The organism is Streptomyces sp. NPDC028368, from assembly GCF_055565615.1.
Genome location: NZ_JBVHTY010000005.1, coordinates 114,523 through 129,411, shown reverse-complemented (window position 1 = coordinate 129,411; position 14,889 = coordinate 114,523). Strand labels below are relative to the sequence as shown.

15 protein-coding genes are annotated in these 14,889 nt (G+C 69.6%); 7 read left to right on the top strand and 8 right to left on the bottom strand.

The annotated features are described in order from the left end of the window. Window positions 1-76: 76 nt before the first annotated feature. The gene (locus ACZ4S3_RS13395; RefSeq protein ID WP_467931852.1) at window positions 77-1,768 is read left to right on the top strand and encodes a globin domain-containing protein; all 1,692 of its coding nucleotides are present in this window, start codon (window positions 77-79) and stop codon (window positions 1,766-1,768) included. Window positions 1,769-1,817: 49 nt separating this feature from the next. Beyond that, window positions 1,818-2,645 carry a pyridoxamine 5'-phosphate oxidase family protein gene (locus tag ACZ4S3_RS13390; protein ID WP_467932476.1) on the top strand — a complete coding sequence of 276 codons (828 nt, stop codon included), beginning with the start codon at window positions 1,818-1,820 and terminating at the stop codon, window positions 2,643-2,645. 63 nt (window positions 2,646-2,708) lie between these two features. Here ACZ4S3_RS13390 and ACZ4S3_RS13385 read toward each other — a convergent pair whose 3' ends face one another. The 5 genes from ACZ4S3_RS13385 to ACZ4S3_RS13365 form a co-directional block, all read right to left on the bottom strand. Further along, window positions 2,709-3,188 carry an NUDIX domain-containing protein gene (locus ACZ4S3_RS13385; protein WP_467931851.1) on the bottom strand — a complete coding sequence of 160 codons (480 nt, stop codon included), beginning with the start codon at window positions 3,186-3,188 and terminating at the stop codon, window positions 2,709-2,711. A gap of 107 nt (window positions 3,189-3,295) precedes the next feature. Further along, window positions 3,296-4,192 carry a LysR family transcriptional regulator gene (locus tag ACZ4S3_RS13380; protein WP_467931850.1) on the bottom strand — a complete coding sequence of 299 codons (897 nt, stop codon included), beginning with the start codon at window positions 4,190-4,192 and terminating at the stop codon, window positions 3,296-3,298. A gap of 191 nt (window positions 4,193-4,383) precedes the next feature. Beyond that, on the bottom strand, window positions 4,384-5,514 hold the full coding sequence (locus ACZ4S3_RS13375) for a cystathionine gamma-lyase (protein ID WP_467931849.1): 1,131 nt from the start codon (window positions 5,512-5,514) through the stop codon (window positions 4,384-4,386). After that, window positions 5,511-6,011, bottom strand: coding sequence for a low molecular weight protein-tyrosine-phosphatase (locus ACZ4S3_RS13370; protein WP_467932472.1), 501 nt, complete (start codon window positions 6,009-6,011; stop codon window positions 5,511-5,513). The genes ACZ4S3_RS13375 and ACZ4S3_RS13370 overlap by 4 nt, the downstream gene beginning before the upstream one ends. Before the next feature lie 153 nt (window positions 6,012-6,164). Next, entirely contained in the window at window positions 6,165-6,542 is a 378-nt protein-coding gene (locus ACZ4S3_RS13365; protein ID WP_467931848.1) for a phage holin family protein, read from the bottom strand. A gap of 48 nt (window positions 6,543-6,590) precedes the next feature. Between ACZ4S3_RS13365 and ACZ4S3_RS13360 the strand changes: the two genes are divergently transcribed. The 4 genes from ACZ4S3_RS13360 to ACZ4S3_RS13345 all read left to right on the top strand — a co-directional run bounded on the left by ACZ4S3_RS13360 (window position 6,591) and on the right by ACZ4S3_RS13345 (window position 8,914). Continuing rightward, the gene (locus ACZ4S3_RS13360; protein ID WP_467931847.1) at window positions 6,591-6,908 is read left to right on the top strand and encodes a cupin domain-containing protein; all 318 of its coding nucleotides are present in this window, start codon (window positions 6,591-6,593) and stop codon (window positions 6,906-6,908) included. Between the two features lie 196 nt (window positions 6,909-7,104). Next, window positions 7,105-7,329 (top strand): DUF5326 family protein, encoded by a 225-nt coding sequence (locus ACZ4S3_RS13355; protein ID WP_467931846.1) that lies wholly within the window; start codon window positions 7,105-7,107, stop codon window positions 7,327-7,329. Between the two features lie 287 nt (window positions 7,330-7,616). Continuing rightward, on the top strand, window positions 7,617-8,387 hold the full coding sequence (locus tag ACZ4S3_RS13350) for an IclR family transcriptional regulator (RefSeq protein WP_467932468.1): 771 nt from the start codon (window positions 7,617-7,619) through the stop codon (window positions 8,385-8,387). Window positions 8,388-8,491: 104 nt separating this feature from the next. Beyond that, complete coding sequence (locus ACZ4S3_RS13345; RefSeq protein WP_467931845.1) at window positions 8,492-8,914, top strand: SsgA family sporulation/cell division regulator; 423 nt, start codon at window positions 8,492-8,494, stop codon at window positions 8,912-8,914. An 84-nt stretch (window positions 8,915-8,998) separates the two neighbouring features. Here the strand turns inward: ACZ4S3_RS13345 and ACZ4S3_RS13340 are convergent, their stop codons facing one another. Continuing rightward, window positions 8,999-10,351: a YibE/F family protein gene (locus tag ACZ4S3_RS13340; RefSeq protein WP_467931844.1), complete on the bottom strand. Its 1,353-nt coding sequence runs from the start codon at window positions 10,349-10,351 to the stop codon at window positions 8,999-9,001. 221 nt (window positions 10,352-10,572) lie between these two features. Here ACZ4S3_RS13340 and thiC point away from each other — a divergent pair, with 221 nt between their 5' ends. Beyond that, window positions 10,573-12,375, top strand: coding sequence for a phosphomethylpyrimidine synthase ThiC (gene thiC, locus ACZ4S3_RS13335; RefSeq protein ID WP_467931843.1), 1,803 nt, complete (start codon window positions 10,573-10,575; stop codon window positions 12,373-12,375). Window positions 12,376-12,456: 81 nt separating this feature from the next. Here the strand turns inward: thiC and ACZ4S3_RS13330 are convergent, their stop codons facing one another. Together ACZ4S3_RS13330 and ACZ4S3_RS13325 are read right to left on the bottom strand one after the other, a co-directional pair. Next, the gene (locus tag ACZ4S3_RS13330; protein ID WP_467931842.1) at window positions 12,457-13,377 is read right to left on the bottom strand and encodes a hypothetical protein; all 921 of its coding nucleotides are present in this window, start codon (window positions 13,375-13,377) and stop codon (window positions 12,457-12,459) included. A gap of 213 nt (window positions 13,378-13,590) precedes the next feature. Beyond that, window positions 13,591-14,691: a metallophosphoesterase gene (locus ACZ4S3_RS13325; protein WP_467931841.1), complete on the bottom strand. Its 1,101-nt coding sequence runs from the start codon at window positions 14,689-14,691 to the stop codon at window positions 13,591-13,593. Between the last annotated feature and the right edge of the window lie 198 nt (window positions 14,692-14,889).

Here is a 14,889-nt window from a genome sequence, read left to right as displayed (position 1 = left end):
GGGCGGGGGAATTCCGGGCAGTTCCGATCAACGGAAGTGCGAAGACAACCGAAAGACGTTCGAGGCGAGGCAGACCATGGACGCTCCGACCACCACATCGGCCGATAGCGGCTCTTCTGGCGGCAGCCGTGGCAATTGGGGTTGGTTCACTCCGCCGTCGAAGAAGTCCCCCGAAGAGCAGTCGGACCGGCCCGATAGCCAGGACGGTCAGAACAGCCCGGGTCACGGTGATCAGGATGATGCCCGTGGCCAGGAGGAGCAGGACGGCCGGATACCCAGCCGGCCGGTCAATCCGATCAGGCCGGTAGGCACCGCAGCCGAGCGTGAGCGCGTTCCGGAGCCGCGGCAGGAGCCGCAGCAGCTACGGGATTCCCAGCAGTTCCGTGAGTCGCCGCTGCACCGGGAGCCCCACCCGTACCGGGAGCCCGAGCCCGTACACGAGTCGGTACACGCCACACGAGCCGCCGGCGGCCACACGCCCGCCACGGAACCGGCCGCCGCGCCCGCCCCCCGCTCCGTCTTCACTCCCCCGGAGCGCGGCCCCGAACGCCGGCCCACCGCACACCGCCCCGCAGCCGCGGAGCCTTCCCTGGAGGCGGTGGAAGCGGCCGCCTCCACCGAACCTCCCGCCTCCCCCGACGCGATCCTCATCCGTCGCACCATGGCGGAGATCGAGCCGGTCGCCGACAAGGTGACCTCGTACTTCTACGCGCTGCTCTTCGTACAGCACCCCGACCTGAGGGCGCTGTTCCCCGCTTCGATGGACACTCAGCGCGACCGGCTGTTCAAGGCGCTGCTCACCGCCGCCAAGCATGTCGACGACGCCGGTGTGCTCACCGAGTACCTCTCCCACCTCGGCCGCGGCCACCGTAAATACGGCACCCTGCCCGACCACTACCCCGCGGTCGGCGAATGCCTGCTCAACGCGCTCTCGCGGTACGCGACATCCAGCTGGAGCCAGGAGACCGAGGCCGCGTGGGTGCGCGCGTACACCGCCATCTCGCAGATCATGATCGACGCGGCCGCCGAGAACGAGTCGGTCGCCCCCGCGTGGTGGCAGGCCGAGGTCGTCTCGCACGAGCTGCGGACGCCGGACATCGCGGTGGTGACGGTCCGCCCCGACCAGCCCTACCCGTTCCTCGCCGGGCAGTACACCAGCCTGGAAACCCCCTGGTGGCCGCGGGTCTGGCGGCACTACTCCTTCGCGTCGGCGCCCCGCTCGGACGGCCTTCTCTCCTTCCATGTGAAGGCGGTCCCGGCGGGCTGGGTCTCCAACGCGATGGTGCACCGCGCCCGCCCCGGTGATGTCATCCGCCTCGGCGCCCCGGTCGGCTCGATGACCGTCGACCACGCCACCAACAACGGCCTGCTGTGCGTCGGCGGCGGCACCGGCATCGCGCCCATCAAGGCGCTGGTCGAGGACGTCGCACAGCACGGCACCCGGCGCCCCGTCGAGGTCTTCTACGGCGCCCGCAGCGATCGCGATCTCTACGACATCGACACCATGCTGCGCCTGGAGCAGAGCTACCCCTGGCTCTCGGTCCGCCCGGTGGTCGCCACCGGGTCGGTGCCGGGCGTGGCCGGCGGCGTCACCGGCCAACTCCCGGACGCCGTACGCCAATACGGCCCATTCCGGGAATATGACGCCTATCTCTCGGGTCCGCCCGGACTGATCCGCAGCGGCGTGGACGCGTTGGTGGGGGTCGGCATCCCGTCCGAACGCATCCGGCATGACTCCATAGAAGAGCTGGTCTCGGCAGGAGATTGAGATCGTGGCAACACAGGGCGAATACGGCCGGACGGCGGAGGAACGGGGCATGCGCGGGCACCGCCCCGGGAGCGACGGCGAGCACCTGGTGCAGCAGAGACTCGGCACGACCGAGCGTGCCGACCGGTTCTACGGGGACCAGGTCCTGGACCACCTCAACGGTCGGATGCGGGAGTTCGTGGCCCGGCAGGAGATGTTCTTCCTGGCCACGGCCGACCGGCACGGCGAATGTGACTCCACCTTCCGCGCCGGGCCGCCCGGCTTCGTCCAGGTGCTGGACGAGGGCACGCTGGCCTACCCGGAATACCGGGGCAACGGTGTCATGGCGTCCATCGGCAACATCTCGGAGAACCCGCGGCTGGGCATCTTGATGATCGACTTCACCCGCGACCGCATCGGGCTGCACATCAACGGCCGGGCACGGGTGGTGCTGGACGAGGAGATGCGGGCCGCCCGCCCCGATCTGCCGGCCGACCCGATACCCGGGCGGCGTGCGCAGCTGTGGGTGACCGTCGAGGTCGAAGAGGCGTACATCCACTGCGCCAAGCACATTCCGCATCTGCAGAAGGTCCCGGCGCAGGCGCGCGGGGCGCGGGCGTGGGGCACGGACGACTTCAAGCGCAAGGGCGGCGACTTCTTCGGCGCCGCGGCCGAGTCGGCGGAGCGCCTGCCCTTCCAGCGCCCGGAGCACAAGAACGAGCATCTGCGGGGCGGGCTGCACGAGGACACCTACAGCCGGCCGGCCCCGCCCCCGCAGCCCACCTTCGCGGAGGAGCTGAACGGGGAGTTCCTCGACCGGGTCGAGCGGGTGCTGGCACGCGCGCAGCCGCGGCGGTCCGTGGAGGACGATCCGGAGTTCCGCGGGTGGTTCGCCTGAGGCGTGCGGCCTTTCGGCGCGCAGCCGTTCCGCCTCCGGTCTGCCGTTGGTGACGCGCCGGCCTCAGCCGAGGTCCGGTGCGTGCATCGCCCGTACGCCCTCGATGTTGCCGTCGAGATAGTGCCGCAGCGACAGCGGTACGACCTCGACGGAGGCGATCCCGACGCGGGTGAAGGGCACCCGCACGATCTCGTAGTCCCCGCACGGCTCCTCGACCTCGGGGCCGTGCCGGCGCGAGAGATCCATCGAGTCCAGCCGGCAGACGAAGAAGTGCTGCACCTTCACACCGTCCACCCCGCCGTCGCTGAAGTGCTCGACGGTGTCGACGAAGACCGGCACCACGTCCTTGATCTTCGCGCCCAGCTCTTCGTCCAGCTCACGGTGGAGGGCGTCGATGACGGTCGCGTCCTCGGGCTCCACGCCGCCGCCCGGAGTGATCCAGTACGGGGACCGGCCCGGCTTGGTGCGCTTGATCAGAAGGAGATCCGCGCCGTCGAGCAGGATCGCGCGGGCGGTGCGTTTGACGACTGGCCGTACGCTCATAGGGGACAGATGCCGCAGTCATGGGCCGGTGAAACCCACCTGCTACGACACGGCGCCGGACCCGCCCGCGGGCGCCGCCCCGGGAGCTCCCCCGCCCCCGCCCCCGCTCACCAGCCCACCGCCGTCCGCAGCAGCCACTCATGCGCCCGTGCGATATGCGGCAGGCCGAGCGTTCCGGTCCGTACGGCCAGGAAATACGTGCGCAGCGGGGGCACCGGCGGGTCGAGGAGGGCGACGACCTCGCCGCTGTCCAGGGCATCGGCACACAGATAACGAGGCAGTACGGCGAGGCCCGCGCCTGCCGCGACGCAGCCCAGCACTGCGCGGAGGTCGGCGGCAATCACGGCGGCCGCGGCGCCGGGCTTGGCATCGAAGACCGCCGACCAGTAGCGGGTGATCAGCGGGAGGGTCTCGTGGACCTCGACGAGCGGTACGGGTTCCAGGGCGTGGACGCCCCTGGCCTGGACGACCGCCGGGCCGCCGAGCCGGGCCGCCCACCTCGGCGCGGCGATCAGCACATGTTCCTCGTCGCACAGCGGCGTAGAGGTCAGCAGTCCGCCGCGCGGCCGGACGGTGGTGACGGCCAGATCGTGGTGGCCGGCGGCGAGACCGGTCAGCAGTTCCTCCGCGGGGCCGAAGGCGGCGCGTATGGACAGGCCCTGGGCGATGAGCGGGGTCAGCGCGGGCAGTGCGCGCTCGGCGGTGAACTCCGGGGGCCCCGCGAGATGCAGGGTGCGGGTGACGGAATCCGCGTCCAGGCCGGCCTCGGTGATCTCGGTGAGTGCGTCGAGGTGCGGGGCCACCTTGTGGGCGAGTTCGTCGCCGATGGTGGTGGCGGTGACGCCACGGGCATTACGGAGGAACAGCGGTCGGCCCAACTGCCGTTCCAGCGCCCGGATCTGGCTGGTCACGGCGGGCTGGGAGAGGCCGAGCAGCGCCGCGGCGCGGGTGAGGGAACCGGCCCGGTGCACCGTCACGAAGGTACGCAGCAGAGCCAGATCCATCGCGTACCTCCTGCGCCCCTCGGAAGCCTGGTCGCGGGCCAACTATAAATTTGTCGATAGGGCTGTGTCGCTAGCGTGATTGGACACTGACGCTCAGTCAACTAGCCTTGTTGAAGCGGTTGGTTTCACGTGAAACCGCGCGGCCGGCAGGGTGACGAGGGGGGATACCCTGCCGGCCAGTTCTGTGTGGTTCAGCTTCGGCGCCGCGCCGAGTCCAGCGCCCGTGCGACGTCGGCGACCAGATCCTCCGGCTCCTCGATGCCGACCGAGAAGCGGATGAACCCCTCGGGCACGTCGTCGCCGCCCCAGCGGGCGCGCCGCTCGGCGGTGGAGCGTACGCCGCCGAAGCTCGTCGCATCGTCCACCAAGGTCAGCGCGGCCAGGAACCGCTCCGCATGCGCCTTGTCGGGCAGCGTGAAGGAGACCACGGACCCGAAGCGGCCGGGGCGCATCTGTGCCACGGCGATCTTGTGGGACGGGTCGGAGGGCAGGCCGGGGTGACGCAGGCCGGTGATCTCGGGGCGGTCGGCCAGCGCCTCGGCGAGCGCCAGCGCGCCGGCCGCCTGCTGGCGGACGCGCAGCGCGAGGGTGGCGAGCGAGCGGTGGGCGAGCCAGCTCTCCATCGGGCCGGGGATCGCGCCGACCGTCTTGCGCCACAGCCGTACGGCATCGGCCAGCGCGGCGTCGCGGGTGCTGGCGTACCCGAGCAGAACGTCGCCGTGGCCGGTCAGCGCCTTGGTGCCGCTGGCGACCGAGAAGTCGGCGCCGAGGTCCAGCGGACGCTGGCCGAGCGGGGTGGCGAGGGTGTTGTCGACCGCTACCAGAGCGCCGTGGGCGTGCGCGGCGTCGGCCAGCCGGCGGATGTCGCAGACGTCGAGGCCGGGGTTGGAGGGTGTTTCGATCCACAGCAGCCGGGCGCCGTCCAGCACGGCGAGCTGCCCGTCCCGGGCGGTCGGCGCGGTGCGGACCTCGATGCCGTAGCTCTCCAGGCGGCTGCGGACGGCCGGCAGCAGCTGGTAGCCGTCGTTGGGCAGTACCACCGCGTCACCGGTGCGCAGTTGGGAGAAGAGCACGGCGGTGATCGCCGCCATGCCGGAGGCGAAGGTGACCGTGTGCGCGGGCTCCTCCGGTGATTCGAGCTCGCCGATGGCCTGTTCCAGGCGGGACCAGGTGGGGTTGGCGTCGCGGCCGTAGGTATAGGGGCCGACGGCATCGCCGGGGAGGTGGTAGTGGGCCGCGAAGACCGGCCCGGGGAGGGACGGTTCGTATGCCGCGGGCTCCGGAAGCCCGGCGCGTACGACGCGCGTGCCGTCGCTCGTCATGCGTTCTCCTTCGTGCCCGAGGCGGTGCCGGCCGGGAATGATGTGTCCGGTGTGCTGGTGGTGACGGCGGTGCGGACCGCCTCCAGGAGGCCGTCGCTTGCCGTCTCGACCATCTCCAGGCATTCCTCGAAGCCCTCGAATCCGCCGTAGTACGGGTCCGGCACATCGAGGCCGAATTCCCCCAGGGGCGTCGCGTCGGCCGCGTACGAGCGCAGCAGACGGACCTTGGCGGCGTCCTGTGCGGTGGGGGCCAGCCGGCGCAGCTCGCGCAGATGGCCGGAGTCGAGCGCGATGACCAGATCGCGGTCGGCGAACCAGGCGGCGTGGAACTGCCGGGCGGAGTGGGCGGGGTCATAGCCGCCCGCGCGCAGTACGGCGACCGTGCGCGGGTCGGCTCCGTCGCCCTCGTGCCAGCCGCCGGTACCCGCACTGTCGACCTCGACCAGGCCGTCGAGCCCTTCCTCCGCGATACGGGAGCGGAAGACGGACTCGGCCATCGGCGAGCGGCATATGTTGCCGGTGCAGACGAAGCAGATGCGGAAGGGCGCGTTCACGAGGGTCAGTCCTTGTCGGGGCGGTCGGTCGTCGTCCGGTGGTCCGGTGGCGGGTGGGTTGTTGGCCGGATGTTTGGTCCCTGGCGCCTGAGGCGGTCAGTCGTCCTCGGGAAGGATCATGTGCATCGCCCAGGCGACGATGGAGATGATCACGCCGCCGAGTACCGCGGTCCAGAAGCCGTCCACGTGGAAGGCCAGATCGAATTTCCCGGCGAGCACGGACGTCAGCAGCAGCATCAGCGCGTTGACGACCAGGGTGATCAGCCCGAGCGTGAGAACGAACAGGGGGAAGGACAGCAGCTTCACCACCGGCTTGACGATGAAGTTGACCAGTCCGAAGATCAGCGCGACGAGGACGAGCGTGAGTATCTTGCGGCCGATGTTGTTGCCGGTGAGCGTGATGTCCTTGAGCAGCCAGATGGCCACGGCAAGCGCCGCGGCGTTGGCGATCGTCTTGACCAGAAAATGCTTCATGGTGAGATCGTCGCAGACGACTCCGAATCCTTGAGGGGTGCGAACGGCATGAAGGCTTTCAGACTGGATGAGCTGGAAGGGGAGCGGGCCGCGAACGACGGCGCGTATCTGCAGTTCCTCCAGGAACGCAACATGTCGGTCGGGCTGTACGCGCTGGACGCCGGCAGCACCGATCCGCAGCAGCCGCACGCCCAGGACGAGGTGTATCTGGTGGTCAGCGGCCGGGCGGCGATCACCGTGGGCACCGAGACGCAGTCGGTGGCCCGGGGCAGTGTGGTCTATGTGCCGGCCGGAGTGCCGCACAAGTTCCATCACATCAGCGAGGACCTACGGGTCATGGTGGTCTTTTCTCCGCCCGAGAGCTGAGGTGCGGTCCCCGAACCCGTAAGGGTCGGCTCAGGGGAGCGTGGGGGCTGCGGAGCCCCCACAGCCGCCTCCGGCGCCCTAGCATCGATGGTGAAGGGGGACCGGAGACGCGACGCGGCAGACGCGAGAGATGCGGACGGTGCCATGGACGCGACAGACCGACGCGACACACCGACAGAGAAAGCAGGGCAGAGCAGTGGCTGGTAAGGGGATATTCGCAGCGCTTCCGTGGTGGGTCACCTGGGTCGTGCTGCCCGTCATCCTGATCGTGGTGTTCGGCGGAATGATCGCCACGGCGGTCGGCATCGTGATCGGCCTGCTGTTCAAGATTCTTCTGGCGGCAGCCCTGATCGCCGGAGTCATCTATCTCGTGCGCAGGGTCAGCGGATCCTCCTCGTCCTCGTCGAAGAGCGACTGGTAGGTCTCGGCCACGAGCCGGGCCCTCTGGCCCGGCTGACGCCGTCCGGTCTCCGCCGATTCCCGTCCGACGACGCCCCGCTCCGGCCCTTGGAGCGGGGCGTCGGCCGTTCACCGGACGGCGCGCACGGCATCAGCTCACGCCGCATCCGGTCAGGACGTGCGCCAGGTGAGTTAACTCATCGGCTTTCGGCCTACCGGCCTGATCGCCCCGGCTAGAGTGCGGATCGCAGCCGTTTTCCGGATGCTGACGTTCCGGAAACAGCGGGTCCTGGGGGAGTGGCGTTGGCAATCGGGAACGGCGAATCCGCTTCTCATCCCACGCTGATCGGATCGGTGCAGCGCGCGCTCCGTCTGCTGGAAGCGGTCGGTGCGCATGCCGACGGGGCGCCCGCCAAACAGCTGGCACGGGAGACCGGACTGCCGCTCCCGACGACGTATCACCTGCTGCGGACCCTGACCCACGAGGGTTATCTGCGCCGGGAGAACGGCGTCTTCGTCTTCGGGGAGGCGGCCGAGGCCCTGGGGCAGGCCGGCGCCCGGCGCCGGCAGCGCACCCACATTTCCGAGGCGCTGGCCATGGCGGGCCGGGAGCTGCGCGCCGCCGTCTACTTCGGCGTCTACCGCGAGGGTGAGGTGGAGATGGTGGCCGTCACCGATGACCCCGAACGCCCGCCGGTCGAGGAGTGGGCGGACTTCCGTACCACTGCGCACGCCCACGCGATCGGCCAGTGCCTGCTCGCGCAGCTCGACGACGCGGCCCGGAAGGAGCACCTGGCGCGCTATCCCGTGCAGCCCCTCACGCCGTTCTCGGTGCGGACCGAGGACGATCTGCTGCGCCGCCTGGACACGGTGCGTCGCGGCAATGTCGCGTACGACCAACAGGAATATGCCCTGGGCACTGTGTGCTCCGCCATTCCCGTTCGGGTCGGCTCGGCGGCCGCGGCACTGGCGGTATCTCTTCCGGCCGACGAACTGCATCGATTGCGTACCGTCACAGAACAACTACGAACAATGGCGGAGATGACCCTAACGACACTCGCGTTCTCTATCAGTATCTGAAAACTCACTCCTTGTGATCTGCTTGCACGTGACAGACGATGGCGTCAATAGGGCTAGTGGGGATGTTTCCCGGCCATCTCCGATCAATTGCGGGGCAGTGGTTGATGACCGACACAGTTCAGGCAGAAGTGATCATGAGCTTCCTCGTTTCCGAGGAGCTCGCGTTCCGGATCCCGGTGCAACTCGACTTCGACATCGCGGACCCGTTTGCCGTCCGTTTCACCTTTGATCTCCCCGGCGATATGCCCGTGACCTGGGCATTCAGCCGCGAACTGCTACTGGACGGGCTGAGCCGGCCGTCCGGCGAGGGGGATGTGCGCATCGAGCCGTCGTCCGCAGAACACCTCGGGGATGTCTTCATCAGCCTCCAAGTGGGCGCAGAGCGGGCCTTGTTCCGGTCGGGCGCACCGCCCCTGGCCGCCTTCCTGGACCGCACGGACCGGCTGGTCCCGCTCGGCGAGGAAGAGGTGTGCGACACCCTGGAGGCCGTACTGGACAGGATCCTCACGGAGGCGCCGGCGGGCTGACCCGGGACCGGCCCGTCCGCCGGATCCCCGACCGCCACCGGCTCCCCATCGTCACCGCATACGGCAACGACCACGTGTGCGGCATCACCGCTTACGGCGCCTGCCGTGTGACCCGTGCCGCCCGGACCGGCCACCCGCGGCGTCCGACGGCACACCGGAAGCGGGCACGGTCGTCCCCTGCTTCCGGCGGTCCGCGGAGACCACCAGCGCCGCCAGCAGCGTCGTCAGCGGCACCGAGGCGACCAGCCCGATGCTGCCCACCAGCGTGCGCACGATCTCCTGCGCGACCACCTCGCTCGTGGCGACCGTCCCCACGCTGCTCTGAGCGATCGAGAACAGCAACAGCAACGGCAGCGCCGCGCCCGCATACGCCAGGACGAGAGTGTTCACCACGGACGCGATGTGATCCCGGCCGATCCGCATGGCCGCGCTGTACAGCTTGCGCCAACTCGCCGACGGATCCGCCTCCTTGAGCTCCCACACCGCAGCGGTCTGAGTCACCGTCACATCGTCGAGCACACCCAGCGAGCCGATGATGATCCCCGCCAGCAGCAGACCGCGGATCTCGATGTCCGGGTACAGGCCGTGCACCAGCCCGGTCGTGTCATCCGTATTGCCGGTGAGCAGCGCCCAGCCGATGAACACCGAGCCGAGCAGGGCGATCAGCAGCAGCGACGCGAGCGTGCCGAGTACCGCCACCGACGTGCGGGCGGTCAGGCCATGGCACAAATAGAGCGCGATCAGCATGATCGCGCTGCCGCCGACCACCGCCACCACCAGCGGATTGGAGCCCTGGAGGATCGCCGGGAGGATGAACAGCGTCAGCACCACGAAGCTCGCCATCAGGGCGATCAGCGCGAGCACCCCACGCAGCCGTCCGACAATCACCACCGCAAACGCAAAGATGGCGGCCAGCACCCACATCGGCAACGTCCGGTCGACATCGCTCACCGAATACTGCAAATCCTTGGGAGCCTTGGGCGAATACGCCACCACCACGCCCTGGCCGGTGGTGTAGCGCCGCAGGGCGTCCGGCGTCACCACCGTCCGGAAGGTGCGTCCGGCGTTCTTGCCGGTGGTCACCTTGATCGTCGCCTGTTGGCACTCCTTGCCCTTCGCCGCACCCCCGGGCACCGGCTGCCCCTGCGCCCCCGGTGGCTGCGACTGCTGCTCGGCATGCACATCCGCACAATTCACCTCCTCCACTTTGATCACCCGGGCCTGCTCCGTGGGCTGGTCGAAGCCGACACCGGACGGTTTGTGCGGCGGCGCGCCGCCCGGCCACAGCACGACCAGGCCGACCACCACAGCGGCCGCGAACGGGATCAAAATCGCCGCGATGACCTTGCGCAGATGACGTGAGACGGGTGCGGCAGGCCCGTGGCTATGGGCGTGCGAGTGCGCTACGGAATGGGGCTGAGGCTCGGGATGGCTCACTGCCCGATCATTGCAAGAACTCCTGGGGCCCCCTGTTCACCCCGCCACATCGGCCGCTACCGTGGTGGCACCTTTGCAATCGCGGGAGCTCGGAGCACCGGGCTGAGAGGGCGCTGACCTTCGTCCCAGCGGCGTTTCACGTGAAACGCCGGCGGACGGAAGCCGCTGCGTCGACCGCCGAACCTGTTACCGGGTAATGCCGGCGTAGGGAGTTGGGTCTTATGACTCTGCAGGATGCACGCACGCCCAAAAACGGTGCCAGCGGCAGCGAGAACGGCGACGACGATCAGCCGTTGATCGGCTGGCACAAGGGCTATGTCTCCGGTTCGCGGCCCGACCTCCGGGTCCCCGTCCGGAAGGTGCACCTCACCAACGGCAAGGACGTGACGCTGTACGACACGTCCGGGCCGTACACCGACCCGAACATCGACACCGATGTCCGCCGCGGCCTCGCGCCGCTGCGGGAGAACTGGATCATCGCCCGCGGCGACACCGAGGAGTACGCGGGCCGCCCGATGCGGCCGGAGGACGACGGCCTCAAGCACACCTCGCCCCGCGGCGGCCTCAAGAACCTCGACGCGGTCTTCCCCGGCCGCCCGCGCCAGCCGCGTCGCGGCCGGGGCGGCGCCGCGGTGAGCCAGCTCGCCTACGCCCGGCGCGGCGAGATCACCGCGGAGATGGAGTACGTCGCCCTCCGCGAGAACGTCAGCTCCGAGTTCGTACGGGACGAGATCGCGGCCGGCCGCGCCGTACTGCCGGCCAACATCAACCACCCGGAGATCGAGCCGATGATCATCGGCAAGAACTTCCTGGTGAAGGTCAATGCCAACATCGGCAACTCCGCGGTCACCTCCTCCATCGAGGAGGAGGTGGACAAGATGACCTGGGCCACCAAGTGGGGCGCCGACACGGTCATGGACCTCTCCACCGGCCGTAACATCCACACCACCCGCGAATGGGTGCTGCGCAACTCCCCCGTCCCCATCGGCACCGTCCCCCTCTACCAGGCCCTGGAGAAGGTCGACGGCAAGGCCGAGGAGCTGTCCTGGGAGATCTACAAGGACACCGTCATCGAGCAGGCCGAACAGGGCGTCGACTACATGACGGTGCACGCCGGCGTGCTGCTCCGCTATGTCCCGCTCACGGCCCGCCGTAAGACCGGCATCGTCTCCCGCGGCGGTTCGATCATGGCCGCCTGGTGTCTGGCGCACCATCAGGAGTCGTTCCTCTACACCCACTTCGAGGAACTCTGCGAGATCCTCGCCTCCTACGACGTCACCTACTCGCTCGGTGACGGCCTGCGCCCCGGCTCCATCGCGGACGCCAACGACGAGGCGCAGTTCGCGGAGCTCCATACGCTCGGCGAGCTCAACACCATCGCCAAGCGGCACGGCGTGCAGACGATGATCGAGGGCCCGGGACACGTCCCGATGCACAAGATCAAGGAGAACGTCGACCTCCAGCAGGAGATCTGCGACGAGGCGCCGTTCTATACGCTCGGCCCGCTGACCACGGACATCGCGCCCGCCTACGACCACATCACATCCGGTATCGGCGCCGCGATGATCGCCTGGTGGGGCACCGCGATGCTCTGCTACGTCACGCCCAAGGAGCACCTGGGTCTGCCGGACCGTGACGACGTCAAGACCGGCGTCATCACGTACAAGATCGCAGCCCATGCGGCGGACCTGGCCAAGGGCCACCCGGGAGCCCAGGTCTGGGACGACGCGCTCTCCGACGCGCGGTTCGAGTTCCGCTGGGAGGATCAGTTCAACCTGGCCCTCGACCCGGACACCGCCCGCGCCTTCCACGACGCGACCCTGCCCGCCGAACCGGCGAAGACCGCCCACTTCTGCTCGATGTGCGGCCCGAAGTTCTGCTCGATGAAGATCAGCCGGAGCATCACCGAGCAGTTCGGCGGCGAAGAGGACGCCACTCCCGAGGAGATCGAGGCCGGAATGCTGGAGAAGTCCAAGGAGTTCGCGGCCAGCGGGAATCGGGTGTATCTGCCGATGGCGGACTGACGCCCGCAGGCGCACCGGCACTCGCGTCGACTGGCGCCGCTCCGGGGGACTCGATGCCCTCGGACGGCGCCAGTTTTGCCCTCACTCCGAGGACGCCCCGTCCGCCCCCCGCCCGCCATACTCCGGACTCGTGAAATCCGGACTGGAATAGCGCGGGCGCGAACCCGACGAGCCGCTGTCGGGGCTGCTGAACGTGGGGCGGGTGTAGCCCAGCGTCGGGATGCGGGGCTGCGGGGCGGGGCCGGGGACGTACCGGGTGGGGTCGGCGCCGGGGGCCGGCGAGGGGTCGGTGAGGGCCTCGCGCAGGAAGGGGAGCAGGCCGCGCTCCAGAAGGGCGTGGCGCCAGGCGTCGTGGGCGCGGTCGAGGTCCACGGTGCGGAGTTCGTCCGCTCTGGTGGCGTGGGCGGACGCCGAACCGTTGCGCAGGGCCGTGATGACGAGGCCGGCCATGGCGACGAGGGAGCCCGCCGCCGTCAGGGCGGCGAATATCCAGCCGACGCTGATCAGCGGCTGGGCCATGGACTTGTCGGGGCTGACGGCGCGCAGGACATAGCCGATGAGCAGGAAGAGGATGGCGGCGATGCCGGCGAGGACCGGGACGAGGACGGCGATCATGGCGGCCAGCCCGGCACCGGCCGTCTCCGTGACCTCAGGCAGGGAGGTGACGTCGTCCGTGCCCGTATCCATGGCCAGACCTGTTGCCTCGTCGGCCGTCTCATCCGGCTCCGCACGCCCGGCCGCGCCCCCTGACGACGACGCCGCCGGTGCGCGCAGGGCGGCACGGAGCTGGACATAGCGTTGGTATTCGGCCGTGGCGCAGGCGGCGATGGCGGTGGTGGCGCTGAGGGCCATCGTGCGCAACTGCTCGGCGCTGAGGTGCTTTCCCGCGGCGGAGGTGAGGCCGTCCGGGCGGTGTTCGGCGGTGCGCAGTGCCTCATCGAGGAGCCGCGCGAATTCCGCGCGGTCCTCGTTCAGCAGGTGCGGAGCGCTGTTCATGTGCATCCCCCGATGCTCCGTAGGGCCGTACGGCCGGCTGAGCCGGGCTGTGGGCGGAAACGGAGGAGAGCCTGCTACGGATAGCCCGATGGTAGAGCGCCTCCGGCACGGGGTGACAGTGAGTTTGCGGAAAATGAGTAATGCCGCGACCGGAATTCGCCCCAACCGAAGGCCCACCGCCGGTTCACCGGTCCGGCGAGCCTCGGCTCCGGTGGACGCTCAGCCGGCCAGCGGAAGTTGAACGACCAGCAGTTTTCCGGCCATCGTGACGCCGCCGTCCATCGCGATGGCGAGCCCGTCGGCGTAGACATGCGGACCGTCGACGGCGATGCCGTCGCCTTCGCCGTCCTCGGTGCCGACCTCGCCGAGCAGATACGGGATCGGGCTGTGGCCGTGGACGACGCGCTCACCGCCGTAGGCGTCCAGGAGCTCACGCACGGCCTGTGAGCCAGCCTCGTCGCGGAAGGCGAAGCGCTTGGTGAACTTGCGGAAGAGGTCCCAGACTTCGTCGGCGTCGCTGCGGGTCAGCACGTCGTGGACGGTGTCGTTGACGGCCTCGATGGAGTCGCCGTATTCGAGATAGGCGGTGGTGTCGGAGTGCACGAGCAGATGCCCGTCCTCCTCCATCACGGCGTCCAGCCGGGCCATCCACTGCAGGTGGTGGTCCTCCAGGCGGTCCATGTCGGTCTTCTGTCCGCCGTTGAGGAGCCAGGCGGCCTGGAAGGAGGCGGTGCCTGCGCCGGACTGCACGGGGGTGTCGCCGAACCGTTTGGCGCCCAGCAGCAGAAGTTCGTGATTGCCCATCAGGGCCTTGCAGTAGCCACCGGCGGCCGCGGCCTCGGCGGAGAGCTGCATGACCAGGTCGATGACGCCGATGCCGTCCGGGCCGCGGTCGGTGAAGTCGCCGAGGAACCAGAGGCGGGCATTGCCGGCCGCCCAGTTGCCGTCGGCGTCGATCAGCCCTTCGGCGGCGAGCGCCTCGCGCAGCTCGTCGTAATAGCCGTGCACGTCACCGACGACATACAGCGGGCCCATGCCTTCGGGCGCGTCCTGGTCGACGGCGGTCTCGGCCGACGGCAGGAGGTCGGCGGCCGGGCGGTCGATGAGGGTGTCCGTACGGTCCGCGCCGATGACCGGGAGGTCGCGTGCGGTCGGGGTGTACTCCTCGGGCTCGACCGGCGCGGCCGGGGTCGGCACCAAAGGCGGTGCGGTCGGGGGCCCGGCGGGCAGATGGACCGGCGGGCCGGCCGGTGGCGGTCCCGCGGGCGCGCCGAAGCGCGGTCCGGGCGGCAGAGGAGACGCCGGAGTTTGTCCCGCCATGGTCCACACCATGGGTCCCTGACTGGCCCCCTGAGTCATCGACCCCTCCACCGTCGCGCCGCCGTGCACCAATCGGACCTTGCCTGGTCGACGGCGGTCCGCGGTGTCGTGCGCCCATCATAGGAATGCCGCTCGCGGGTTGTGACGCACCCGGGGTGGTCAATCGGCCGGAGCCCGGCGATCGAGGATGATTTCTCC

Excerpts from the sequence above, each read along its gene's own strand:
- ACZ4S3_RS13390 (WP_467932476.1), top strand. The coding sequence starts at position 1,818 with ATGCGCGGGCACCGCCCCGGGAGCGACGGCGAGCACCTGGTGCAGCAG.
- thiC (WP_467931843.1), top strand. The coding sequence starts at position 10,573 with ATGACTCTGCAGGATGCACGCACGCCCAAAAACGGTGCCAGCGGCAGC.
- ACZ4S3_RS13395 (WP_467931852.1), top strand. The coding sequence starts at position 77 with ATGGACGCTCCGACCACCACATCGGCCGATAGCGGCTCTTCTGGCGGC.
- ACZ4S3_RS13375 (WP_467931849.1), bottom strand. The coding sequence starts at position 5,514 with ATGACGAGCGACGGCACGCGCGTCGTACGCGCCGGGCTTCCGGAGCCC.
- ACZ4S3_RS13345 (WP_467931845.1), top strand. The coding sequence starts at position 8,492 with ATGACCGACACAGTTCAGGCAGAAGTGATCATGAGCTTCCTCGTTTCC.
- ACZ4S3_RS13385 (WP_467931851.1), bottom strand. The coding sequence starts at position 3,188 with ATGAGCGTACGGCCAGTCGTCAAACGCACCGCCCGCGCGATCCTGCTC.
- ACZ4S3_RS13330 (WP_467931842.1), bottom strand. The coding sequence starts at position 13,377 with ATGCACATGAACAGCGCTCCGCACCTGCTGAACGAGGACCGCGCGGAA.
- ACZ4S3_RS13380 (WP_467931850.1), bottom strand. The coding sequence starts at position 4,192 with ATGGATCTGGCTCTGCTGCGTACCTTCGTGACGGTGCACCGGGCCGGT.
- ACZ4S3_RS13365 (WP_467931848.1), bottom strand. The coding sequence starts at position 6,542 with ATGAAGCATTTTCTGGTCAAGACGATCGCCAACGCCGCGGCGCTTGCC.
- ACZ4S3_RS13360 (WP_467931847.1), top strand. The coding sequence starts at position 6,591 with ATGAAGGCTTTCAGACTGGATGAGCTGGAAGGGGAGCGGGCCGCGAAC.
- ACZ4S3_RS13370 (WP_467932472.1), bottom strand. The coding sequence starts at position 6,011 with ATGGCCGAGTCCGTCTTCCGCTCCCGTATCGCGGAGGAAGGGCTCGAC.
- ACZ4S3_RS13325 (WP_467931841.1), bottom strand. The coding sequence starts at position 14,691 with ATGGCGGGACAAACTCCGGCGTCTCCTCTGCCGCCCGGACCGCGCTTC.